Origin of the sequence: Pseudoflavonifractor phocaeensis (assembly GCF_021531375.1) — a bacterium.
GTDB classification, from domain to species: Bacteria; Bacillota; Clostridia; order Oscillospirales; family Oscillospiraceae; genus Lawsonibacter; species Lawsonibacter phocaeensis_B.
Genome location: NZ_JADYTU010000002.1, coordinates 60,027 through 83,441 on the forward strand (window position 1 = coordinate 60,027; position 23,415 = coordinate 83,441).

20 protein-coding genes are annotated in these 23,415 nt (G+C 49.4%); 11 read left to right on the forward strand and 9 right to left on the reverse strand.

Features of this window, described 5'->3' with window-relative positions; translation table 11 throughout:
• The first annotated feature begins 258 nt into the window (after positions 1 to 258).
• The 7 genes from I6E39_RS01665 to I6E39_RS01695 all read left to right on the forward strand — a co-directional run bounded on the left by I6E39_RS01665 (position 259) and on the right by I6E39_RS01695 (position 7,608).
• Entirely contained in the window at positions 259 to 861 is a 603-nt protein-coding gene (locus I6E39_RS01665; protein WP_235379568.1) for an RNA polymerase sigma factor, read from the forward strand.
• A complete protein-coding gene (locus I6E39_RS01670) occupies positions 858 to 1,988 on the forward strand; it encodes a hypothetical protein (RefSeq protein WP_235379569.1) in 1,131 nt (376 codons plus the stop codon). Before I6E39_RS01665 ends, I6E39_RS01670 begins: the two co-directional genes overlap by 4 nt.
• A gap of 32 nt (positions 1,989 to 2,020) precedes the next feature.
• Positions 2,021 to 3,286 carry a protease inhibitor I42 family protein gene (locus I6E39_RS01675; protein ID WP_235379570.1) on the forward strand — a complete coding sequence of 422 codons (1,266 nt, stop codon included), beginning with the start codon at positions 2,021 to 2,023 and terminating at the stop codon, positions 3,284 to 3,286.
• Positions 3,287 to 3,780: 494 nt separating this feature from the next.
• Positions 3,781 to 4,095, forward strand: coding sequence for a DUF3847 domain-containing protein (locus I6E39_RS01680; RefSeq protein WP_235379571.1), 315 nt, complete (start codon positions 3,781 to 3,783; stop codon positions 4,093 to 4,095).
• 2 nt (positions 4,096 to 4,097) lie between these two features.
• Positions 4,098 to 5,573: a MobQ family relaxase gene (gene mobQ, locus I6E39_RS01685; RefSeq protein ID WP_235379663.1), complete on the forward strand. Its 1,476-nt coding sequence runs from the start codon at positions 4,098 to 4,100 to the stop codon at positions 5,571 to 5,573.
• Between the two features lie 26 nt (positions 5,574 to 5,599).
• Entirely contained in the window at positions 5,600 to 5,893 is a 294-nt protein-coding gene (locus tag I6E39_RS01690; protein ID WP_235379572.1) for a hypothetical protein, read from the forward strand.
• Between the two features lie 77 nt (positions 5,894 to 5,970).
• The gene (locus I6E39_RS01695; protein WP_235379573.1) at positions 5,971 to 7,608 is read left to right on the forward strand and encodes a recombinase family protein; all 1,638 of its coding nucleotides are present in this window, start codon (positions 5,971 to 5,973) and stop codon (positions 7,606 to 7,608) included.
• 147 nt (positions 7,609 to 7,755) lie between these two features.
• On the opposite strand, the gene I6E39_RS01700 is transcribed toward I6E39_RS01695, so the two are convergent.
• Positions 7,756 to 10,032, reverse strand: coding sequence for an ATP-binding cassette domain-containing protein (locus I6E39_RS01700; RefSeq protein WP_235379574.1), 2,277 nt, complete (start codon positions 10,030 to 10,032; stop codon positions 7,756 to 7,758).
• 227 nt (positions 10,033 to 10,259) lie between these two features.
• Positions 10,260 to 10,925 carry a methyltransferase family protein gene (locus I6E39_RS01705; protein ID WP_235379575.1) on the reverse strand — a complete coding sequence of 222 codons (666 nt, stop codon included), beginning with the start codon at positions 10,923 to 10,925 and terminating at the stop codon, positions 10,260 to 10,262.
• Between the two features lie 464 nt (positions 10,926 to 11,389).
• Between I6E39_RS01705 and I6E39_RS01710 the strand changes: the two genes are divergently transcribed.
• The 3 genes from I6E39_RS01710 to I6E39_RS01720 all read left to right on the forward strand — a co-directional run bounded on the left by I6E39_RS01710 (position 11,390) and on the right by I6E39_RS01720 (position 13,509).
• Complete coding sequence (locus I6E39_RS01710) at positions 11,390 to 11,770, forward strand: TnpV protein (RefSeq protein ID WP_235379576.1); 381 nt, start codon at positions 11,390 to 11,392, stop codon at positions 11,768 to 11,770.
• Positions 11,767 to 12,030 (forward strand): DUF6809 family protein, encoded by a 264-nt coding sequence (locus tag I6E39_RS01715; RefSeq protein WP_235379577.1) that lies wholly within the window; start codon positions 11,767 to 11,769, stop codon positions 12,028 to 12,030. The genes I6E39_RS01710 and I6E39_RS01715 overlap by 4 nt, the downstream gene beginning before the upstream one ends.
• A 135-nt stretch (positions 12,031 to 12,165) precedes the next feature.
• The gene (locus I6E39_RS01720) at positions 12,166 to 13,509 is read left to right on the forward strand and encodes a restriction endonuclease subunit S (protein WP_235379578.1); all 1,344 of its coding nucleotides are present in this window, start codon (positions 12,166 to 12,168) and stop codon (positions 13,507 to 13,509) included.
• Here the strand turns inward: I6E39_RS01720 and I6E39_RS01725 are convergent.
• A complete protein-coding gene (locus I6E39_RS01725) occupies positions 13,502 to 14,125 on the reverse strand; it encodes a restriction endonuclease subunit S (protein WP_338127103.1) in 624 nt (207 codons plus the stop codon). The genes I6E39_RS01720 and I6E39_RS01725 overlap by 8 nt on opposite strands.
• A gap of 62 nt (positions 14,126 to 14,187) precedes the next feature.
• Here I6E39_RS01725 and I6E39_RS01730 point away from each other — a divergent pair, with 62 nt between their 5' ends.
• Positions 14,188 to 14,997, forward strand: a complete 810-nt coding sequence (locus I6E39_RS01730) for a tyrosine-type recombinase/integrase (RefSeq protein WP_235379580.1) — start codon at positions 14,188 to 14,190, stop codon at positions 14,995 to 14,997.
• Positions 14,998 to 15,033: 36 nt separating this feature from the next.
• Here the strand turns inward: I6E39_RS01730 and I6E39_RS01735 are convergent, their stop codons facing one another.
• The 6 genes from I6E39_RS01735 to I6E39_RS01760 form a co-directional block, all read right to left on the reverse strand.
• Complete coding sequence (locus I6E39_RS01735; RefSeq protein WP_235379581.1) at positions 15,034 to 16,641, reverse strand: restriction endonuclease subunit S; 1,608 nt, start codon at positions 16,639 to 16,641, stop codon at positions 15,034 to 15,036.
• The gene (locus I6E39_RS01740; protein WP_235379582.1) at positions 16,638 to 18,062 is read right to left on the reverse strand and encodes a type I restriction-modification system subunit M; all 1,425 of its coding nucleotides are present in this window, start codon (positions 18,060 to 18,062) and stop codon (positions 16,638 to 16,640) included. The genes I6E39_RS01735 and I6E39_RS01740 overlap by 4 nt, the downstream gene beginning before the upstream one ends.
• 4 nt (positions 18,063 to 18,066) lie before the next feature.
• Positions 18,067 to 20,823, reverse strand: coding sequence for a type I restriction endonuclease subunit R (locus tag I6E39_RS01745; protein WP_235379583.1), 2,757 nt, complete (start codon positions 20,821 to 20,823; stop codon positions 18,067 to 18,069).
• A 71-nt stretch (positions 20,824 to 20,894) separates the two neighbouring features.
• Positions 20,895 to 21,725, reverse strand: coding sequence for a GIY-YIG nuclease family protein (locus I6E39_RS01750; RefSeq protein ID WP_235379584.1), 831 nt, complete (start codon positions 21,723 to 21,725; stop codon positions 20,895 to 20,897).
• A gap of 2 nt (positions 21,726 to 21,727) precedes the next feature.
• The gene (locus I6E39_RS01755) at positions 21,728 to 22,645 is read right to left on the reverse strand and encodes a nucleotidyl transferase AbiEii/AbiGii toxin family protein (protein ID WP_235379666.1); all 918 of its coding nucleotides are present in this window, start codon (positions 22,643 to 22,645) and stop codon (positions 21,728 to 21,730) included.
• Positions 22,645 to 23,247, reverse strand: coding sequence for a type IV toxin-antitoxin system AbiEi family antitoxin domain-containing protein (locus tag I6E39_RS01760; protein ID WP_235379585.1), 603 nt, complete (start codon positions 23,245 to 23,247; stop codon positions 22,645 to 22,647). Before I6E39_RS01760 ends, I6E39_RS01755 begins: the two co-directional genes overlap by 1 nt.
• Between the last annotated feature and the right edge of the window lie 168 nt (positions 23,248 to 23,415).

Consider the following 23,415-nt stretch of genomic DNA (forward strand, 5'->3'; position numbering starts at 1 on the left):
AAAAGGGCAAACGATGACCATGGTGCCGGAGCAAATCCTCAAGGATCTCTTTGTAAGAACTGAAACATAACAAGCGGAAAAACGATAAAGCGGAAATTTCCTGTAAGGTGCCCGCCTTACAGGAAATTTATTCTGATCATCTATAATCTTACATTAAACTTGGAATAGCCCAAAAATATTCCACTTGACTTCTGAAACGAAAACGGATATGGTGCCGTCTAATAGGATGAAGCCGCTTCAAGTACCGGGGGAAACACTATGGAACAAATCGAAACAAAGAAAGCTCAACTTTCAGCCACCATGGGAGACCAGCAGATCATTCAGTTGTTCTTTCAGCGGTGTGAGGAAGCCATTACCCAGACCCAGAAGAAATATGGTGCGCTGTGCCGCAGTGTGGCCCAGCGGCTCCTGACTGACCCCAGGGACACGGAAGAGTGTGTCAGTGACACCTACCTTCGTGTCTGGAATGCCATCCCGCCGGAACGCCCCCGCTCTCTGCGGGCCTATCTGGCCCGCATCACCCGGAATCTGGCATTGGACCGTTATAACTACAATACTGCTGCCCAACGCAGTACAGCCCTCACCGACGCTTTTGAGGAATTGGAACCTTGGATCGCTACCGGGCAGGGCGATCCGGACACAGAACTGGATGCATCAGAGCTGCGTCGGGTGCTGAACGGCTTCCTGCGCCGTCAGAGCGCTGAGGCCCGCGTGTTCTTTTTGCGCCGCTACTGGTATGGAGAGAGCATCCGGGAGATCGCGGAAGAATGCTGTGTCAGCGAAGCAAAGGTTAAGACCTCCTTGTTCCGCACACGGGAACGGCTGCGCACGGAACTGGAACAGGAAAGGATCAGACTATGAATCAAACTCGTTTTCAAAAATGGATGAACGCCGTGGACGATGACCTGCTGGAGGAAGCTCAGCAGCCTATGAAAAAGAGACGGTCCTGGCTGTACAGAGCCGGGGCGATTGCCGCCTGTCTTGCCGTGGCTGTAACTGCCGTCACCATGACCCACCGAGGCACTGACCAGCCCACCATGATCACAAACCCCATGTACGAATCCAGCGCAGCTGAGTTTCAGCGGCTGGGGTACTCCATCCCCCTGCCGGACAGTGCCTCCGGCACCTCCTACTACCTGATCGACACAGGGGCAAGCGACAAGCAAATGGCCGAAGTCAATTTTGAACAAGGCGGGCAGACGTACTACTGCCGTGCCTTAAAGGCAGAGCAGCCCCAGGACATCTCCGGTATTTATGCTGACTGGACGGAGAGCCTGGACTGGAGCGGCGAAGATGTTTCCGTCCAGCTGCGCAAGTCCGAGGATGCGGCCTGGGTGGGCTGGTATGCTCCGAAGGCCGAGGTGCAGTGGTGTGTTGCCGGCGGCAGCGATGCCCAGGTGCTGCTGGACGCCGCCCAAACCATTGTGGAGAAGCTTGGGTACGTCATGCCGCTGTATCCGATGGAAAGTGTGGAGGACGCCTTTGCCGACGGCGGATACTCTGTGGACTTCACGGCAGCGGACCTTGTCAAAACCGGGGATGGGTATTCCCTGACCGCGGAGATCCATGACTATGACTGCTATGAACTGGAAGATATTCAGGGTTTGAAAGAAGGCGACCAGATCCAAGTCTGTCGGAAGCCGGTGACCGTTGAGAGCATCCGGCGGGATAACGGCACTGTCATCATCAACGGCGGCATCGAAAGCGGTGGCGTAGAGCTGATTGAGGATGACGGTCTGTACCGCACCTACGCAATGGATGACCATCCGATCTACTATGATCTGGGAACGATCACCCTGCCCCTATCTACCGACTGCACCTTTGAAGATCACGCCGACCTGGAACATGAACCTGATGGCCTGGTTTATGAGTATGAGGACGTCCCATCGGCTATTCAGGCCAGCGAAACGCCCTTCAACTGCTACAACACGGTCATCACTGTCCGGCAGGAGCAGGTGGTGCAGATCATCCGCTATTGGATTCCCTGATGGATCGACATATAGAATCGAGGTAACATGATATGATTCAGAATGAAAAATACAACGTAAAAAGGGTGCTTGCCCTGATCCTGTCTCTCGCCTGCGTGATAGGGATGCTGGCCGGGTGCGGCCGACAGAACACCGGTGAAGGAAAAGCTGACGGAAGCTCCTTGGAAGAACAAACATCCGACACCTGGTATGAAATTGATCAGGAAGCAGGCATTCTGACCGTCCGCCTTCCCGCCGAAAAGGAAGGATTCATTTGGAACTTTACCATCAACGACACCACCCTGTTGGAGCTGGTCACGCTGGAGGACAATGGCGGCACCTTTGTCGCCAGCTTCCGGGCGCTGGGAGACGGCGAGACAGTTGTGTCTTTCTCCTATGCCAGGGATGATGTGCTGGAGGAAATCCGAGTGCTGAATGTTACCTGTAAGGATGGAAAAGTGGCCGGTGTCTCCAACGCTTCCGTTATGCCCATCAGTGGACAGGATGATCCGGAAATCACAGACCTTCGAAACAGCAACAGTATCCCCATGATTATGAAGGAACACAGTGCGGTGACCTGCGTTTCCGAGACCTGGGACGGAGAAAACAACTGGCAGAATAAGACTGTCCGTCAATTCGTCAGTTCCGATGGCCGTCTGTGGTATGACTACGAACAGTACGATGATGCTGACCAGGTCGTATACTGCGAGGCGGGATACATCAACGATGACGTTCCCGGTGCCCTGTATACCTGCGAAAAAGACGGCCTGAAAACGATGACGCTGTGCCCGGCGTCTGAGTATGAAGCCATGGTGTCTGACCGCTGGCTGGCGCGTCAGCCGTATGACTATGAGACCGTGGCGGACAAGACCGACAGCACAGAGTATGGAACCACCACCCTGACCGCCGCCAGGCAGAATGGTCTGACAGGGATCAACAGCGAGGTCATTTACTTTATCGACGATGCGACCGGCCTCATCACCGGCATGGAAGTGACGGAGTACAGCGCCGAGGACGACAGCGTAGTCTCCGTGACCCGCAGCAATATTCTCTACGATGAACCCCGGCTCATGGAGGAGCAGGCGGCTATGAATATTCTGTTCCCGGAGGATGCCTGCTATCTGAACGTGGTTATCAATCCCGGAAAAGAGAATTCCGAGGAACAGGCTTTCCAGGTGGATAAGTCCACGGAGGTGGAATTTGATGCCATGGAGGGCTATCAGCTGTATTTCGATTACGATTGCACCCAGCCCATGGATTGGATTGATGTGGGGCAAAACAAGCTGACTGTCTATATCACGGTTGATCCTGCGAAATAAGCGGTCAAGTGATTCTTCTGTGATCGAACACAAACAGATTTTGCAAATCTAACGCCGTAAATGGCATAGGAAAATAACCATGAATCAAATACAGACGAACAGTGGGACAGATGGACACTTCTTGTCACTTCGGATATTAAGCCCGCATCGGTGCAGACGACGATAAGTAGCGGTCGATTTTTCCATTGCTAATGGCGCACTTCTATACAGGGGCAAGCCATGTATCGTGCGTCCTGCGGAGCGAACAGCCCGGACATTCAAGTGTCCGGGCTGTTTTGCGTCACTCCGTTCCGAACAAGGGGCTGCACCCCCTGCGCTGCTTACGCAGCTATCCCAGCGCACTTTGCAGCGGGAGCAATATGCTTTCAGCAGACCGTCCCCGACGCAAAGTCAGAAAATCCCATACCGTCAGCCAGACCGTCTACTGAAAATGTAGGCGGTCTTTTTTCATCCCATCCATCCTATCCACCCCATCAAAAAGGAGGTCATGTACCATGTCCAAACAGAAAACCATCCCGGAACTGAAAGCCGAGATCGCTGACAATGAGCGTCAGCTTGCCCAGCTCCGGCACAAACAGCAGCAGCTTGAAAACCGCCGCAGCTACTATGAGAAAGGCGACCGCAGGAAACGGGCACACAGGCTGATCACCCGTGGGGCCGCTGTGGAGAGTGTAGCACCGTTGGCAAAGGTGTTGAGCGAAACCGAGTTTTACGCCTTTGCGGAAAAAGCCCTTGCCATCCCGGAGGTCAAGGGCTTGCTCATGGAAGCGGTCAACGAACACAACAAGAATGAGTTTGGAGGTGATTAACTATCGCACTGTATCATTTTCATGTGACCCAGATCAAGCGCAGCGCTGGTCAGTCTGCCGTGGCCGCTGCCGCCTATCGCTCCGGCGAAAAGCTGCACAGCGAGTATTACGGTGAGGACAGCGACTACACCTGCAAGGGCGGCGTGATCTGTTCGGAAATCCTGCTGCCGCCCCAAGCACCGCCCTCTTTCTCTGACCGGGAAACACTCTGGAACGCCGTGGAGAAAGTGGAACGTGGAAAGAGAGCCCAGCTTGCATATAGTTTTGACATTGCCTTGCAGAACGAGTTTTCCATGGAGGAGAACATTGAGCTTGCAAGGCATTTTTTGTTGGAGCAGTGTGTGAGCCGGGGCATGGTGGCGGACTATGCCATTCATCAACCGGATAAGAAGGACGGCGGCATCCAGAACCCGCATTTTCATGTCATGTGTCCCATCCGTCCTATCGAGCCGGACGGAAAATGGGGCAACAAGCAGCGGCGGGAATATGTGCTGGACGAACAGGGTGAGCGTATCCGGGATGAGGCCGGGAACTATGTGTTCAACGCCGTCCCCACCACCGATTGGGGCAAGCCGGAGACATTGGAGTTTTGGCGTGAACAATGGGCGCAACTCTGCAATACCAGATTTGCTGAGAAAGGTTTGGATTGCCGCATCGACCACCGCAGCTATGAGCGTCAGGGTGTGGAGCAAATACCCACCCAGCACGAGGGGCCGACTGTCCGGGCGATGGAGGCCAAGGGTATCCGTACCAACAAGGGCGATCTCAACCGCTGGATCAGGAAAACCGACGCCATGTTCCGGGAGGCGAAACAGAAAATTGCCGCTCTGATCGACTGGCTGAAAGAAGTAAAAGCTGAGCTGTCCAAGCCCCAGCCGCCTACACTGGTGGAGCTGCTGTCCGCCTACTATGAGAACCGCAATAAGGGCGCATACAGCAGCAAGGCCAGGATCGCCAATCTGAAAAAGCTGTCTGAGGCAGTCAACTATCTGGAATCCAAGCATCTCTACACCGCTGATGATCTGGGCGCAGCCCTGCATACCATACAGGGCAAAATCGACACGCTGAAAAAGTCCGCTTCCGGGAAACAGGCCCGCATCAAGGAACTGGACGAGCTGCTGCGAATGGCGGACTGCTACAAGGACGGAAAACCCGTTGTCGACAAGCTGAAAACCATCCGCTTTGAGAAATCCTGCCAGAAGTACAAGGCAGAACATGACAATGCGCTTCGCCTATTCTATATGGCCGAGCGCAAGCTGAAAGGACAAGTGGTGGACGGCAAGCTGCCCACTGCTGCATGGCGTGCGGAAAAGGCCCGCCTGGAAACAGAGTACAGGGATTTGCAGCAGGAGCTTACACCCCTGTATGCCGACACAAAAAAGCTCTGGGCCATCCATTACAGCATCTATGAGGTACAGCATGCGCAGGAGCGCCAGAACGCTGCCACACGGCAGAAAAAGCCGGAAATCGAACACTAATTCTTACACAAAATCAGGAGGTACTTATGGAACAGAAATCGCGATTTGACCACCAACTCGACCCGGAGGGATATTACTTCTCCAATTCGGAACCGCAGGCACCGGACAGAGCTGAGCGCAGATTCTTTTGGGGTGAGGACGGCCACATCCATGTAAAGAATCTCTCCGCATTCTGGATTCCCGAACTAACCGTCACCGAGGTCATCCACGGCACTACCTACGTTGTCACAGGCAGCTATGAGGGGACGGAAAACTTTGTCCGCAAGCTGGAACGCATCACATCCAGAAAGTTTGCGGAAAAGCTGGAGGATTCAGAATGACAAACACCCAGAATCTTGGTACAATAGAGCCAACCAATCCTGTACTGACAGTTGCTCCACCAAAGGAGGATACAGAAATGTACGGAGCAACAGATAAAATTACTGCCCTTTATTGTCGACTGTCTCAGGAGGATGACCGGGCTGGCGAATCCCTGTCCATTGAAAATCAGAAGGCCATGCTTTTGCAGTATGCCAGGGAGCATCACTTCCCCAACCCAACCTTTTTCGTGGATGACGGTGTAAGCGGTGTGACCTACGATCGTCCCGGCTTTCAGGCCATGCTGGCCGAAATCGAGGCCGGGCGGGTGGCCGTGGCGATCACCAAGGACCTTTCCAGACTGGGCCGTAACTCGGCGCTGACCGGGCTTTACACCAACTTCACCTTCCCGCAGAACGGCGTCCGCTTCATCGCCATCAATGACAACTACGACACCATTGATCCTAACCGGGTGGACAACGATTTTGCGGGCATCAAGAACTGGTTCAACGAGTTCTACGCCCGGGACACCAGCCGCAAGATCAGGGCCGTCCAGAAAGCCAAGGGTGAGCGTGGCGTACCCCTGACCACCAATGTGCCCTATGGCTATGTGAAAGACCCGGAGAATCCCCGCCGTTGGGTGGTTGACCCGGTGGCCGCTAATGTGGTGAAGCGCATCTTCAACCTGTGTATGGAGGGCAGGGGCCCCAAGCAGATTGCCAACCAACTGAAAGCGGACAAGGTACTGACGCCCAGTTCATACAGAGCCTTGCAGGGAATCAAGACCCCGAACAAGAAACCGAAGGACCCTTACGGCTGGCACAGCAGTACCGTTGTGGCGATTCTGGAACGGCGGGAGTACACAGGCTGTACGGTGAACTTCAAGACCTATACCAACTCTATCTGGGACAAGAAACAGCGGGATAATCCCCTTGAGAAGCAAGCCATCTTCCCCAATACACATGAGGCCATCATCGAGGAAGCCGTGTTTGAGAAGGTACAGCAGGTTCGCCAGCAGCGGCACCGCAAGACCCGCACAGGACGTAGCAGTATCTTTTCCGGGCTGGTGTACTGCGCCGACTGCGGCGAGAAGCTGTATTACGGGGCGACCAACAACTACAGAACGGAGGGCGCGTTCTTCGACTGTTCTCTCCATTGGAAGCACAAGGACAAGTGCGGTACTCATTACATCCGGGAAACCGTACTCAGCCACATAGTCCTGAAACACATCCAGGCTGTGACAGGCTACATCCTGCGGCATGAGGCACATTTCCGCACGGTAATGGAAGAACAGCTCCGGCTGGAAAGCAGTGAGCAGATCCGTATCCGCAGAAAACGGCTGGAACGGAACGAAAACCGCATCGCTGAACTGAAACGGCTGTTCATCAGGATTTACGAGGATAACGCAAGCGGGCGGCTGAGCGATGAGCGCTTCGATATGCTGAGTCTGACCTATGAAACGGAGCAGAAGCAGTTGGAGGCCGAGTGCATCACCCTGCGGCAGGAAATTGAAGTACAGGAACGACAGAACGAAAACATTGAGAAGTTCATTCAGACGGCCCACAAATATGTGGGCATTGACGAGCTGAACGGCTATGCTCTGCGGGAGCTGGTGTCTGCCATCTATGTGGACGCACCGGATAAATCCAGCGGAAAGCGGGTGCAGCACATCCACATCAAGTACGACGGGCTGGGCTTTATCCCGCTGAATGAGCTGATGAAAGAGGAAACGGCGTGACCGAAGTCACGCCGCACCCCTTGAAAACTCAAGGTTTTCACCATTTTTCATTTTACTGTTTTACGACCACCCGGCTAAAGCGGATTCTTTTTCCCTTTCTGTACGGAGAAGAGATCGGGCGTGAAGGATAGAAGGCCGCGCGGCCCTTTATCCACCTGGGGTATCGTCGATTTTCACCATGGATCTGCGCAGATACTCCGCGGTGATTGTCTGTCCGTGGTCTATCATTTCCCGGGGCGTTCCGGCAAAGACGATCTCGCCGCCCTGGGTGCCGCCGTCCGGGCCGACGTCGATGAGATAGTCTGCCTGCTTCATCACATCCAGGTTGTGCTCAATGACGATGACGGTGTTGCCGCGCGTCACAAAGCCGTCCAGCAGCGCCATAATGTTCTTCACATCCGAGGCGTGCAGGCCGGTGGTGGGCTCGTCCAGCACATAGATGTTGCCCTTCTGGTCCAGATATTTTGCCAGCTTCACCCGCTGCCGCTCGCCGCCGGACAAGGTGGACAGCGGCTGCCCCAGCGACAGATAAGGCAGTCCCACCTCGATCATGGCCCGAAGAGCCTTGCTGATTTTCCGGTTTTCCCGGAAAAACTCATAGGCGTCCTCGGCGGACATAGCCAGGATCTCCACAATGTTCTTGCCGTGATACCGGAAGGACAGGGCCTGTTCGCTGTACCGCTTGCCGTCGCAGGCTTCGCAGACTGTGGTCACCGGGTCCATAAAGACCAGTTCCGTCACAATGGCGCCCCTGCCCTTGCACACCGGGCAGGCTCCCTTGCTGTTAAAGGAGAACAGAGCGGCGTCCACCCCGTTTTCCGCCCCCATGACCTTGCGGATCTCGTCGAAGAACCCCAGGAAAGTGGCGGGCGTGGAACGTCCGGTGGCCGTCACCGGGGACTGATCCACCAGTACCACCCGGTCCTCATATTGCTTGGCAAACACGTCCCGGATAAGCGAGCTTTTGCCGGAACCGGCCACGCCGGTGACCACCGTGAGCACGCCCAGCGGAATGTCCACCGACACGTTTTTCAGATTGTGAATCCGGGCGTTCCGAATGGGAAGAAATTCCCTGGGTGTTCTGGGGTGGGCTTTCACGGGGATCTTCTCCCCCATGGCTTTCCCCGTCAGGGTGCCGGAGCGGAGCAGCGCCTGGTAGCTGCCCTGGAACAGTATTTGTCCGCCGTTTTTACCCGCCAGAGGGCCTACGTCAATCACCTCGTCGGCAATGGAGATCACGTCCTTGTCGTGCTCCACCACCAAGACGGTGTTGCCCCTGTCCCGGAGGTCCCGCAGCAGTTTGGTCATGCGGAAAACATCTCTGGGATGCATACCGGTGCTGGGTTCATCAAAGATGTAAGTCATCCCGGTGAGGGAACTGCCCATATAGCGCACCAGCTTCAGCCGCTGGGCCTCGCCGCCGGAAAGAGAGGCGGACTCCCGGTTCATGGAGAGATAGGGCAGACCGATGTCGATCATCCGGGTCAGAGATGCCACCAGAGCGTCCACGATGGTTTGCGCCCGGGGGTCGTCGATGGTTTTCAGAACGCTGACCAGCTGGGTAAACTCCATTTCGCACATCTGGTCGATGCTGTATCCCGCCACCTTGCAAGACAGGGCGGCGGCGTTCAGCCGCTTGCCCTTGCAGACGGGGCAGGGCCGCTCCTCCACCAGATACATCAGCCGCTTCACCGAGGCTTCCTTCAGGTTGGACGTGTCCCGGTTGATGAGCATCCGGTGGAGGTAGTGGGACACGCCGTCCACCTTTTTGTGGAGCCGGGGACCGTCAGGGGTGTCCGCGCCGTAGAGCAGGCGGTTCCGCTCCGTCTCGGTGAAATCCTTCCACTTCTTATCTAGGGGGAAAATGCCCGCCTCGGCGTACTGTTTCCAGTACCAATTGCCCACATGGAAGGCGGGTAGATCCGCCATCCCCTCGTTCCATGTCTTTTCGGGATCAATGCGGCCCTCAATGTCGATGGTCATTACCTTGCCAATACCGGAGCACTCCGGGCACATGCCGTTGGGGTCATTGAAGGAGAAGTAGGAGGCGGTGCCCACATAGGGCGTTCCAATGCGGGAATAGAGCAGCCGCAGGGCGGCGTACAGGTCGCTGATGGTGCCAACCGTGGACCGGGCGTTGCCTCCCAGGCGGCTCTGGTCCACGATGACCGAGGCGGACAGGTTGTCGATGCGCTCCACCCTAGGCTTTTCGTACTTGGGCAGCCGCCCCCGCATGAAGGCGGTGTAGGTCTCGTTCATCTGCCGCTGGCTCTCGGCGGCGATGGTGTCGAATACGATGCTGGATTTGCCTGAGCCGGAGACACCGGTGAATACCACAATCTTTCCTTTGGGGATCTCGAGAGATACATTTTTCAGGTTGTTCTGCTTCAGACCCTGAATGATGATTTTGTCCTGTCCTGCCATCAAGCTCTCCTCCTGAATCCGTTTTCTCTTACTGATTATACCGGCGCGGGGAATGGATTTCTCGACTTTCCTTGCCGTGTATCCTCAGACGGTGACGCGCCGCAAAAAATACCACGCCGCTCCTCCGTGGGAAAGGGCGCACTACCTGCCGGGGCGTATACCTAGTCTGAGCGCGTTGTGCCCGGCATTGCGTGCAGTCCTGTATTGCTGCAGTTTGTAATAAGTACTCACCAGAGACAGGGGATCAGCCGGTATTTTACTTTTTGCTGATACGCCCGGTAACCCGCGAGTCCTTCTTTGAGGATCGCCTCTTCGTTTCGGATGCGCAGGACGATGACTGCCGGGTAGGGCAGGAGCACGGCGAAGGAGATCCACGAGCCCAGCACCAGCGGCATCGACAGGTACAGCAGGATGGCGGCGGTGTACATGGGGTGGCGGACGATGCCGTACAGCCCGGTGTCAATGACCTTCTGCCCCTCCTGAATCTCCACCGTACGGGAGAGGTAAGCGTTTTCCCGCATGACCTCGGCGTACAGGCCATAGGAGACCAGCAGCAGTCCCGAGGATGCGACGACCAGGGAATGAGGCACCGTCGTCCAGCCGAACCGAAAATCCAGTCCGGCCGCAAGGAAGGCCGCCACAAATAAAAACGCGGAAAGGGCGACGACGCGTTTCTGTTCAGGCTGCTTTTCCCTGCTGTTGAGCCGCTTCTTCAGCAGTTCCGGCGCTTTGCAGAAAAGAATGATCCCGAAGACCGCCATGGGGAGAAAAAGATGAACCATTAATCGCCATCCATTTGGATAAAAGATCGTTCCGGCCGCCGGGAACAACAGCAGGCCCACCAGCACCACGCCGGCAAGATATTTGGTCAAAGCATTCAGCATCAGTTTCATGGCCGTGTGCCCTCCATTTCTCAGTATATATCATATTATAGTTCAGGTTCCCTTTGGCCGATAGGCAGATTTTGCAGGGAAAGGTGTCAATTTTATAGATGTGATACGGTGCGGTACGTTGAAAGAGGCAGAACCGACCTGTTTTTTTGAGCGGCGATTGGTGCCCGGGCCCGAATGTCCGGCATTGGGCGATCCGCGCCGGATGCGAATTTTGCCGCGTCTGCAAAAAACATCCGGAGGTCCTCGACGACTTTACCATTCCGTGCTATACTGGTAAAACTACTACAGTAACGGAGAAGCCGCATGAAGAAGATACTTTTTATTTGCCACGGCATGGTATTAACCTGAGCCCGGAAACCCTTGATATATCAAGCTTTTTTCGATTTTGACCACCTGATTTTACGACACTTTTACGACACAAAAGCCGGGCTATGATGGAATTTGTCGTAAAAGGAGCAAAAAGCATGCGAAAAATAATGATTGAAAACGGCTTGGAATACACTCTCGTCGGGGACTATTTTCTGCCCAATCTGGCTCTGCCCGAAGAGCATCGGCCCATCGGGAAATGGGGCAGACTGCACCGGGAGTATCTGAAACAGGAGCACCCGATCCTGTTTGAAAGATTGATCCTCAATGGTCGACTCTGGACATATCTGGCGGACCTGAACGAGCAGGCACAGGAGCGTATACTCCTGATCACAGAGCAGATGAAGGCATCTGAGGGCGTAACAGAGGATTTGAAAGCATCTGACCCGATGGCTTGGGTTGGAGCCATGAACAGCATCCGTAACCGTGCGGAGGAAATTGTCCTCCACGAACTGATCTACGAGGAGGTTGCGGCATGAGAATCCTTGAAGAGTTTTGGTACGGCAATATCGAGCCGACAGAGTACGATACCTCTTCCTGCAAGGAATATCAGAAACTGCAGGAGCTGATCTGCAGGAACGAAGAAAAGCTCTGCGCCACCATGACGGATGAGCAGAAAGAGTTGTTTGAGAAGTACACGGATTGTGTACATGAGTCACAAACCATCACCGACTGTTTGATCTTCCAGAACAGCTTCAAGCTGGGGGTCAGAATGATGCTGGAAGTCATGGATGAATAACTGAACATATAGCGCTTTTTTGTTTTATCCGAGAAAAAGTGACGATAAGAGTAGCGATACAAACGAAATCAAAAACCCGAAAATGCGATCTTAGTATTTTATAATTTGCATTATGAGAAGTTCGCCGACGGCAGCGTGAAATGTATCGAGGATAAGATACCGTTTGAGCTGCCGGAAGGCTGGGCGTGGGCGAGACTTGGTGCAGTTGCGGAAGCGATTAGTGACGGCGACCACCAACCTCCACCCCAAACATCTTCAGGTATTCCATTTCTGGTGATTTCAAATGTATCTGGGGGCGTACTGTCTTTTGAAAACACACGTTTTGTAAGCGTTGAATATTTCAATCAACTACCTGAGACACGTAAACCTCGAAACGGTGATTTGCTTTTTACTGTTACTGGCTCCTATGGGATTCCGGTGTTGGTAGATACAGATGATAATTTCTGTTTCCAGCGACATATCGCAATGGTTCGACCGTGTATTATTTCTAACCGCTACCTTTATATCATGCTTGGATCATCATATGTTAAATCTATCTGTGATAATAAGGCCACTGGCATTGCACAAAAAACTGTTGGTCTCTCAACACTCAGAGAGCTGCTCGTTCCTATAGCACCGCTTAGTCAGCAAATAAAGATTTACGAGCAGGCGCAGTCGGCTTTGTGTGTTGTTGATGGAATATCCTCTGATAGAGAAGATTTACTAAAAACAATAAATAATGCAAAAGCCAAAATCCTTGACCTCGCTATCAGAGGTCAGCTTGTCCCGCAGGATCCTGCTGATGAGCCTGCTTCCGTTCTTCTGGAACGTATTCGGGCTGAGAAAGAAGAACTCATCAAACAGGGAAAAATCAAGCGGGATAAGAAGGAATCCGTCATCTTCCGTGGTGAGGATAACTCTTATTATGAGAAGATTGGCAGCAAGGTTGTGAATATCGATGATGAGATCACCTTTGAATTACCTAATAATTGGGCTTGGAGCAGGGGCTATTCGTGTTTTGAAGGCATGGAAAGCACAAAGCCCAAAGGTGAGTTTTTCGATTACATCGATATTGATGCCATTGATAATCGACTTCACCAAATTAAGGAGGCAAAACACCTACCTGTATCCGATGCCCCGAGCCGAGCCAGCAGAGCGGTAAAGAACGGAAGTGTTTTGTTTTCTTTGGTTAGACCATACCTTGAAAATATTGCTCTGATTGAAGAAAAACATAGCCATTGCATAGCTTCTACCGGCTTTTATATCTGTAATTCAAACGGAGCATTTTTGCCGAAGTTTATGTTCTATTTGATGATTTCCGGTTATGTGGTAGGCAGTCTGAACCAGTATATGAAGGGTGACAATTCTCCGTCCATAAGCAAAGATAATATTGAAGGCTGGTTATATCCCATACCGCCGGTCGAGGAGCAGAAAAAGATATGTGACAAGCTGCAGGTTATATTTGCGTTAATTGAGAATGTGGAAAAGAGCCTCAGCTGAGGCTCTTTTCTATTGAAGCAATGAGGGAAAATGCTGCGGAAACAGCAGTTTCAATTCGTTTCTGTTCGGAAAGTGGTGGAATGGGTACAAGCATTTCTTTAAGCATAAGAGGCTTTAGTTCCTTTTGATTAGTTGAACCTTCGCCTTCCTTTTCAATCTTGCTCTGATTTGCTTTCATAAAAACATACAAATAAAAGGCTTGAATCCTGTTACCCCCACGAATGACTGTTACATGAGAATCAGGAACTATTGGAAGCCCAATGTGGTTATCTGATGTGCGGTAGAAACCTACACGCCCCAATGTACCAGTTCCCGTAGAGTTAACTACGACATCTCCATCCTGCATAAATTCGTCTGTCGGATATTTACCCAGCGTGCTCTCGTCCAAATATAATGCTAAACCAATGTCGATACCGTTATACTTTGTGTTGCATTTCTGAGCAAAAACAAGAGTTCCACTTTCATCGACATACTTAGGCGATTTTCCACGACGGATCTCCTTGCTGCAGCAGTTCTCCAACCGTACCCACTCCCATGCGTCAGGGATATCAAATGGGATTTCTTCGTCAATGCAACACACATCATTCCCAATCTTCTCATAATAAGAGGAAGTCACAGATTTCCTTTATAATATTTGTGCGGAAAACCGCAGAAAATATTATAAGGAGGCCGCTTATTATGAAACAGCAAGGCACATTTGAAGAACATCTACGAAAGAGTAATCTTTCCGAAAACACGATCACATCGTATTTGTGGACGGTGGAATACTACCACGCCCATTACGATACGATCAGCAAAGAAAACCTATTGGCATACAAAGGGTATCTGATGGAGTTTTACAAGCCCAAGACAGTAAATCTCCGCATTCAGGCTATCAACAAGTATCTGGTCTATCTGGGCAAGGACAAGCTGCAGCTCAAAGCTGTAAAGGTTCAACAGAAAAACTTCCTTGAAAATGTCATCAGTAATGCCGACTACATTTTTTTGAAGAAGCAACTCAAAAAGGACGGCAATATGGAATGGTACTTTGTGGTCTGGTATCTGGCCGCAACCGGTGCCCGTGTCAGTGAGCTCATTCAGATCAAAATTGAACATGTTGAACTGGGCTACTTCGACCTGTACACCAAAGGAGGAAAGCTGCGCAGGCTGTACATACCGAAAAAATTAAGAACGGAGACCATTGAATGGCTGGAGGAAACAAACCGTTCCTCCGGCTATTTGTTTTTGAATCGTTATGACGAACGTATTACCACCCGTGGCATTTCGCAGCAGCTTAAAAACTATGCAGATAAATATGGCCTGGACAAAAAGGTTGTGTATCCACATTCTTTCCGACACCGATACGCCAAGAACTTTTTGGAGAAGTACAATGATATTGCTCTGTTGGCTGACCTAATGGGACACGAGAGCATCGAGACCACTCGAATATATCTCCGCAGAACTGCCAGCGAACAACAGGCGCTGGTGGATAAAATTGTTACATGGTAAAGGAAACAGCCGCCTTCTTCCGAGGGCGGCTGTTGGTCAAGATAATGCGTCCGTAATCATATTCAGGTGTTCAAATATGATACCAATCTGTTGAACAATTCGTTCCTGTTCTTTGATAGGTGGAAGCGGGAAATAGGCGTTCTCAACATATGCCTTGCTGATGCGCTGTTGGCCGACATCTCCTGTAAAGGTCTGCTTCCCCTTTTCGACAAAGTAATCGGATTTAACATATGCAAGCAAATACTGTGCGAGGATATTATTTCCAAACGATCGCAACACATGAAGTTCGGTTGTTCCTACACCGTATCCGTTGGTCAGATTCTCAAAAACTGTAGACTTTCGGTTTTCAAAGCAAGGGGTAATCTTGGCAACGCCGATATCGCCCTCTGCGAAATGGGTAAACCCGGTTTTTACCTCTTTCCAACTGCGCACCTCTGAGGTGTGCTTGCCGTTATATCCGTCATCTATCAGCGGCATAGGAATGAAAGATACATCCAGATCATCATCCAACTTGTTTCGAGGATTAATGATGAATACGTCTTTGAGGTGAACCCAGCACCAAGAATCCGGAATATCAAAGGGGAGATCATCGCTGATATCTACCGTCATCTGGCCATCATTTAGATAATAAGAGTTATCCTCACCACGGAAGATGACGGATTCCTTCTTATCCTGCTTGATTTTGCCCTGCTTGATGAGTTTTTCCTTCTCAGCTTTGATGCGTTCTAGGAGGACAGAGGCGGGTTCATCGGCAGGGTCTTGCGGAACAAGTTGGCCACGGATAGCGAGATCGAGAATTTTGGCTTTGGTCTGTGCAATTAGGGCGAAAATAGCTTTACAATCTGCATCAATAGAATCTACCTCGAAAAGCAAATTGTTTACAACTGCGATAATTCGTTTCTGCTCTTGAATAGGAGGTATCGGAACCAGGTATCTTTTCAGCATATCAAACGGAGGAATGTTTTTAAGTGCAACACCGTATCCTTGCTCTTGTGCAGCTCTCTTGAGTTGGAAGTCAAAGTACATCAAATAAAAATCTAAAATCCCCAAGTCGTATAAGGAAATTTTCATTAACGCTTGATTAATGATGCCTTTTCTCATGCTGGTTGGTAATACATAAGTTTCTCCGATGGTACCAGCACAGCTAACGATGATGTCGTTAGGGAAAACCTCAAATCCTTTTAGCGTTTCATATTTTTCGGCAGAAATGAAGTAATTACCCAGTGACGCATCTTTGTTGATTGCGTTTTTCTGCTCATAGACTTTAACTGCGTCTGGATTGTCTGGGACAAACATTGCTTTAGTGATACTACTTCCGAAAGGCCCTTTTTTATATTGAGCCAAGCATCCAAGCCGTACCCATTGCCACCCCTCCGGCAGCTCAAATGGTATCTCATCCTCAATACATTTTACGCTGCCGTCGGCGAACTTCTCATAATGCAAATTATCCTCACCGACAAAGATGACGGTATCGTTTTTAATATCCTTGGCTTTGAGCTTGCCGTCCTTGACCATCTGCTGTTTCTGCTGGCGAATACGCTCCAGCAGAATGGAAGCCGGTTCATCATTGGGGTCTTGGGGAACCAGCTTACCACGGATAGCAAGATCAAGCACCTTTTCTCTTAATGCCTTTGTATCCATCATAAGTTAATGCCTCCAAGGATTTCCTGAAGTTTAGATACTGCATTACTGATTGCTGCTGCCTTATCCTGCATTTCATCAAGAAGCTCACTGATGCTGCGGTCATCCTTTTCGGTTAAATCCATCCACTTGAAATCCAGTTTTAATTGGTCACGGGAATATACTTCCTCTTCACTGTATTTTCTCCATCTGCCATTGGGATTTTCCGCAGAATAAGTTTCCTTGCGATCTTCCAAATGACCGGAACAGTAGCAATTTACAAAATCGTCAAGATCTGCACGAGTCATTGGCTTTGTGGCCATAGTATGCTTTACACCCGTTCTGTAATCGTAAACCCAAATGTCTTTTGTCTTTGAACCCTTTTCAAAGAAAAGGACATTGGTTTTGACGCCACCGGCATAGAAAATACCAGTAGGCAATCTGAGGATTGTGTGGAGGTTGAAATCAGCCAATAATTTCTCTCGCACTTTTGCGGTTGCATTTCCGTCAGTAAGAACATTGTCGGGCAAAACAACAGCAACTCGACCACCCGTTTTAACGATTGACATTATGTGCTGTAAGAAATTGACCTGATTATCGGACGTTTTAATAAATTCAGGTCTTGCACTATCAACAGCAACGCTTCCCTGCGGTCTTGTGCCGAACGGAGGATTTGCAAGGATAACATCAAACATTCTTTCAGATGTGTCCAGCAAGGAGTCTTGGCAGATGATCGGACTCTTTTCAGTGCCGATGTCGTGCAAATACAAGTTCATTGATGCAAGCGTAACAACAAGGGCGGTATTATCTGCACCGAACAGAGCGTTGCTTTTAAGGAAATTTTGCTTTGCGATTTCCCTGCTCTGAGGCCTCATGTGTTCATATGCCGCAAGGAGGAAGCCACCCGTACCACAGGCAGGATCTGCAACCGTTTCTGTGATCTTAGGATCGGTAACTTCGACCATGGCCTTGATAAGAGAACGAGGGGTGAAATACTGTCCTGCGCCACTCTTTTTATCCTGGCCGTTCTTTTCGAGGATGGACTCATAGATTGCGCCCTTGAAATCGCCCTCCATCATATACCAATTCTCGTTGCCAACCATTTGCAACACTTTGGCAAGATGGACAGGGCTGTTGATTTTGTTTGAAGCCTTCGTGAAAATCGTTCCGATCAAGCCGTCATCTTTTGAAAGCTCCTTCAAAACATCCTCGTATTTATCGATAAGGTCATCACCATTCAACTCAGCAATATCTTTCCACTTATAGCCTTCGGGTATGGAGCTTCCAAGGCCCAATTCCTCTTTTTCAGCGTCCATTTTTAGGAAAAGAATATATGTAAGCTGAGTGATATAGTCGGTAAATCCAACGCCAGCGGCGGCAAGAACATTTGCGATGTCCCATACCTTTTTAACTAACGTTGCTTCACTTTTTTGAATCTCTGCCATGATTTTACGCCGCCTTTAATATGAATTTTGAAAGTGTAATGATCTCCAGTGCAAGAGCAGGTGCGCCAAAACTTTTCATTGCTCTGCGCCACAGGTCTGTATCAAACGAATTCAGCTCATTGGTGCTGATTGAGCCTTCCTCTACGATATAATCCGCAATTTGCTTCATAATATCTCTTTGTTCTTCAGTCAGTTCACGCTGAGCCTGTCCACAATAAAGACTGAACCTCTGCGAATAACCTTTAATAAGGCTGACAAGCTGGTCGTTTTTGTGATAAGCATAACGCACAAGCTGAATAAGATGCGTCAGAGCCTTGATATTTTGCTTTTTATCAAGCTCTTCAACATTTCCATCGACATCGAGGATTTTATAGTTTTTCCAAATGTAATATGGCGTAAACTGTCCGTTTTCAGCAATCAGTTTATCCTGCAACTCCGTAAGCATTGAATAAGTGATAACGGTATCTTCGGAATTATAGATAATTCTGAGAGCTTCAATCTTATCGGCATTGTCATTCAAATACTGCTCGAAGTTCATAATAAAGCTTTTTGCGGTTTCTTTGGAAAAGCCTTTATAAATAACCTTGTCTTCTTTTTCCGGCGTTACGGCATAATAGCCCCGATGGAGTTCAAGCAACTTCTTTCGTGCCTGAAGATTTCCCATCAAGCAGAAAATCAAGTTTTTTCGGGCTGTATTATCGTCCGAAATATCGGTATAAGGGGGCAACGTATTTTGAGCAAGCGCTTGATTGATATTGTTAGCCAGTTCTCTCGGGGAGAAGCCGTAATCCGAAATGAACATATTCAAATGTCTTTCAAAAAGCGGATGGAATTCATAGCGCTTTTGAATGGTGGCACAATAATCACGCAGTAAAGCAAGATTATCATCCGAAACTTCACCGTGGGACAGGTGCTCGAGAAGTTGATCTAAGCGTAAAGGCTTAGGATTACCTCCTTCGCTACCCTTACCGGGCTGAGGTATAGTTTTATCGGATTCTGTAACACCAACAGCATCAACAATATAAAAACAACTTTTGTTGTCTGCATTTGGGGTCACTTCCCTAAGTTTGTCTTCGCCCAAGGTTCGGCAGCCTCTGCCTTTCATCTGAGTATATAAAACATCAGATTTGACGTCGTTCATAAACAGAACAACTTCAAGCGGTTTCACATCTGTGCCTGTTGCAACAAGAGTAACTGTGACTGCAATGCGAAAATCTTTTTCCGTTCTCAAATCACGAATAAGGGCATTGGAGTCGCCTGCTGAATAAGTGATTTTTTGAACAAAGTTTTCGGGTACCTCACCATTTGCGAATTTTTCTGCGAAAACATTTTTGGCTGCCCCTACTATTTTTGTTGCGTGGTTATCGTCTTTTGCGAAAATGAGAGTTTTAGGGATGTACTGCCATTTTTCTTCTCTTTCGGGATAAAGGTCGGTATAAATTGCATCCATATAAGACTTTAATACGGCCTCTATCTGATTGGGGTTAATAACAGAACGATCTAATTGATTGGGCGCATAATCAATACGATTTTGTGCGGTATAAGTGTCAACTACTTCGCCGGCACGATTAACATCGGTTACGGTTTCTCCCACAGCAATCGTTCCACCGTGAACAGTTGCTTCTGTAATGATCCTATAAACACGTGCGGGAACATTGACGCCATCAACAATGGAATCATCATAGGTGTATTTTGCTATTTCATTATTATTGAAATAAGCCTGTGCTTCGGGAATTGGGGTAGCAGTTAATCCGAGGATTTTAGCATCTTTGAAGTAATCAAGAACCGCTTTCCATTTTCCATAGATAGAACGGTGGCACTCATCAACAATGATGAATTGAAAATAATCAGGCGGTAGCTTCAAATCACCATCAAGCATGATAGCGGGTTCGTTTTTAACAGCATCTTTTAATCCAATGCGTTCATCTTCTTTATCTTCATCATCGTCAATAATGGTTTGACCTGTGAGTACGGCAAACAATTTCTGAATGGTGGAAATGATAATATCCCCCTGAATGTCTTCAGGCTTTTTGAGGCGATTGATTTGATAAAGCTCGTTCATCGGCTTTTGTTTTTCTGTTCGATCAAATAGGCTGAACTCAGTTTCGGTTTGGCGAGCGAGGTTATTTCGGTCAACAAGGAAAAGAACACGCCTTGTAGGGGTATAATTCAAAAGCCGATATGTAGCAAGGCAGGCAAGATATGTTTTACCCGATCCTGTTGCAAGAATAGCAAGTGCTTTCTTTTTCCCTGCTTTTAATGATGCTTCGAGATTTACCTCTGCATTATACTGACAGTCGCGAAGCCCTTTTCTCTCAATTTTAGGCAAGGCACCATACTCCGATTTTTTGCCGAGCAACTGAAGCATTTTCTTTGGAGAGTGCATTTCAGAAAGCTCAAGATACTCACTATCCGGTTCAAGCATATTTTTGAAATATATTTTATTTCCGTTTGCAAGATAAACAAAAGGAATTTGACTGGGGAACCACAAGCCTACCCATCCTTGAGGGTTTTGTGAATACCATTCAGCCTGGCGTGCAACAACATCACCGAGCGAATTATCCTCGGCTTTAGCTTCTACAACGGCAATCGCCTTGTCGTCAACGAACAGGAGATAGTCGCTCTCTTTATTACCCTGCATCAGTGCTTCTTTGACCGCAGAAGCATTGAACGGAACATACTCATCACGAGCAACAATGTCCCATCCTGCATCGGATAATTGCTTGTCAATTTTTACTCTCGCCTTTTCTTCGGGTAACATAAGTGTTGACCTCCTGTTTCCTGATAATAAGAATTATCGGAAGTTCGGTTGTAAAATGAGATGCTTTTGTGTTATTTGCGGAATAATTCATCCAAGGTTTTTCCGTCTTTATTTTTCCACTCAACCCATCCGTTTGTGCTGCCGCCAAGAACGAACATGGCAGCAGAACTGGGAGAAGTAAAGGAAACAGAGACATTCAACTTATACTTGCCGCCGATGCCAGCAATATTACCATTTTGAATGGCGGTTTGCCGCTGCTTCTCAATATTATCGGAATGACATTTGCGGCTCATATCAATTTCTGAGCCTTCTAATACTTCAAACTTATCGCCGTCGTAAACGCCAAATGCCTGGACACCATTTCTGGTTGTATGCAACGTGTTGGCTTCGTTCAGCGTCAATTTGGAGTTATCCATTTTATATCCCTGCGTAGCCATGATGAATTTGATTTCTTCATACACTTCTTCAATCAGCGGCAAATCGTATTCATCAATTTCATATTTAGGATTGACTGTGTTTTCCACCTTGTACCGTTTGGATTCAGTAGCCTTATTTATGGCATAAGCCTCAAGCCCACTGATCATATCCAACGAAAAGGTTTTGCTGTCTGCCAGAAACATGATTGCTTTGTTCCAAAAGTCTTTGGACCGATTGTGATCATCCAGACGGGTGACACCATTCCGCGTCTGACCGATATAGATTTGAGCAATCTTGTTGTCGTCATTTTCGCTGATAAGATAGTAAATTCCGGGACGATTGATGCCGGTCAACTTCTTGGCCTCAGAGAGCAGTGGACGAGGTATGACGTAAGTAGTCATGGTGGACAGGTGACGACGGATTGAACGAATACCATCCGGTTGCCCATTGTGGTATATGATTTCAAGCTTCTTGCTGATAGCCATACCTAATTACCTCCTGTCGTGTGATGGTCTATCCACTGCGAAACCGCAGATGACCAGGTATCAAATAATTCTTCTTCCCTGACAATCGCATCCCATACAGGTCGTAGGAAGCGGTCGAGGGATGCTACGACATCCTCAAGTGCCAAGTCATCCATCTTCAACCGGCGCAGGTACTGACGCCAACGGATCTGGATGTCCTTATTCTCGGCCAGCGCGACCACCCGGTCGAAGCTGTCCTTCTCATAGGCCGTTCCGCGATTCTGCAGCGTTTCATACACAGCCTGCTGGAGTGCGCAACCATCAAAGTCAAACATGGAGGACAGGTAGTAAATATCGTAAATATCCTTCATGCGGCTGGTCAGCTCCAGACGCTGGATGAGGGCGTCATATTTCTCTGCGATGGTACTCTCCAGAGAATAGGTCAGTACTTCCGGTACATCGAAGCCATCCAGTTGAACGGGAATTAGGCGCTTATGGGAGGTTGGCACAATCACATCACCCACGCCGAAGTCAACGTCAAAGGGTGTGCGGGTATTTTTGATATGCCCCACCAGCTGGAAGCTGACGCCTTTATATTTCCGCTGGGGAGAGATGGTTTCAAAGCCCCGTGAGGTGAAGGTGATGAAATCATTTCCGCTATCTACGGCGATGATCTCGTCCACCATCCGCTTGATATCTTCAACGGTTCCGTGGAACTGCCGCAGCAGGAAGTCGATGTCCACTGTAGCCCTGCTTTCAAAGTTGGTCAGAGTGTAGATGAACAGACCGCCCTTCAACACCAGATTCTCCGCATAACGGGAAGCTGCCAATCGCCGCAGAAACTCCTCCTGGCAGAAGAGCTGCAGGTGAAGCTGAAACGGCTTACCGGTTTCTTTTGCTTTGTTTTTCAGTCTTGCAATGACCGATGCGCCCATATCCATCAGAGCCACACTCCAATCCGATCCTTGACTTTTTTCAGGATCCGTCTCTTTTCTGCATATTCCAGCAGCTTGGGGACATTCTTTTTGGTATCCGCTACATAGCCCTGGATAGCCTTGTTATAGGTCTCCCGATCCATTTTGTTTTCACAGAAAATGCATTCGCAGATCAGACGATCCCGATCAAAAATCTGCATGGTGCAGTCACCGTAATCCGCTGTGGTGACACCAAAGGAAAGAAGTTCCTTTTTCATGTAATAAGGCTGCACAAAGGGATAGTCAAGCTTGAAGCGGGACTTGGAAGTATCGCGATCCACGGCGATGTTCCACTCTAGCGGCGTACGATCGGAGTATCTGTAATAAAATAGCGCAGTGTACATGCACAGCACTCCGTCCGGGAACAGTTGGGCGATCTGAGCCGCCTCGGACAGTTCCTCTGCTGCTTCGCACAGCCGGTAGTAGCTGGGCTTGATGCGTTCTATCACATTTTCATTGATTAGTTTACGAATGGCATAGGTGTTGTACCCCAGAGCCGTAAGGTCTGAGGTTCTGAACACACCGCCGTTGGCTTGTGCCATTTTACTGATCGTTTCCTGATGGGTCATATATTCACCAACTCTCCGCACAAATCGAATTCGAGAGGTAATTTCCTAAATATAGGATACTGCGAGAAGGCCCAAATGTCAATGAGATATTTTCCGCTCGTTCAATGTGCGTGCGGAAAATATGTAAAACACGCTTTCCAATTTTGACACGCAATTTCCAATAAAAGT

Coding starts and splice junctions, on each gene's coding strand:
- I6E39_RS01730 (WP_235379580.1), top strand. CDS start 14,188: ATGAAACAGCAAGGCACATTTGAAGAACATCTACGAAAGAGTAATCTT.
- I6E39_RS01745 (WP_235379583.1), bottom strand. CDS start 20,823: ATGTTACCCGAAGAAAAGGCGAGAGTAAAAATTGACAAGCAATTATCC.
- I6E39_RS01740 (WP_235379582.1), bottom strand. CDS start 18,062: ATGGCAGAGATTCAAAAAAGTGAAGCAACGTTAGTTAAAAAGGTATGG.
- I6E39_RS01700 (WP_235379574.1), bottom strand. CDS start 10,032: ATGGCAGGACAGGACAAAATCATCATTCAGGGTCTGAAGCAGAACAAC.
- I6E39_RS01750 (WP_235379584.1), bottom strand. CDS start 21,725: ATGGCTATCAGCAAGAAGCTTGAAATCATATACCACAATGGGCAACCG.
- I6E39_RS01670 (WP_235379569.1), top strand. CDS start 858: ATGAATCAAACTCGTTTTCAAAAATGGATGAACGCCGTGGACGATGAC.
- I6E39_RS01735 (WP_235379581.1), bottom strand. CDS start 16,641: ATGATGGATACAAAGGCATTAAGAGAAAAGGTGCTTGATCTTGCTATC.
- I6E39_RS01705 (WP_235379575.1), bottom strand. CDS start 10,925: ATGAAACTGATGCTGAATGCTTTGACCAAATATCTTGCCGGCGTGGTG.
- I6E39_RS01665 (WP_235379568.1), top strand. CDS start 259: ATGGAACAAATCGAAACAAAGAAAGCTCAACTTTCAGCCACCATGGGA.
- I6E39_RS01675 (WP_235379570.1), top strand. CDS start 2,021: ATGATTCAGAATGAAAAATACAACGTAAAAAGGGTGCTTGCCCTGATC.
- I6E39_RS01690 (WP_235379572.1), top strand. CDS start 5,600: ATGGAACAGAAATCGCGATTTGACCACCAACTCGACCCGGAGGGATAT.
- I6E39_RS01695 (WP_235379573.1), top strand. CDS start 5,971: ATGTACGGAGCAACAGATAAAATTACTGCCCTTTATTGTCGACTGTCT.
- I6E39_RS01710 (WP_235379576.1), top strand. CDS start 11,390: ATGCGAAAAATAATGATTGAAAACGGCTTGGAATACACTCTCGTCGGG.
- I6E39_RS01680 (WP_235379571.1), top strand. CDS start 3,781: ATGTCCAAACAGAAAACCATCCCGGAACTGAAAGCCGAGATCGCTGAC.
- I6E39_RS01715 (WP_235379577.1), top strand. CDS start 11,767: ATGAGAATCCTTGAAGAGTTTTGGTACGGCAATATCGAGCCGACAGAG.
- I6E39_RS01760 (WP_235379585.1), bottom strand. CDS start 23,247: ATGACCCATCAGGAAACGATCAGTAAAATGGCACAAGCCAACGGCGGT.
- I6E39_RS01755 (WP_235379666.1), bottom strand. CDS start 22,645: ATGGATATGGGCGCATCGGTCATTGCAAGACTGAAAAACAAAGCAAAA.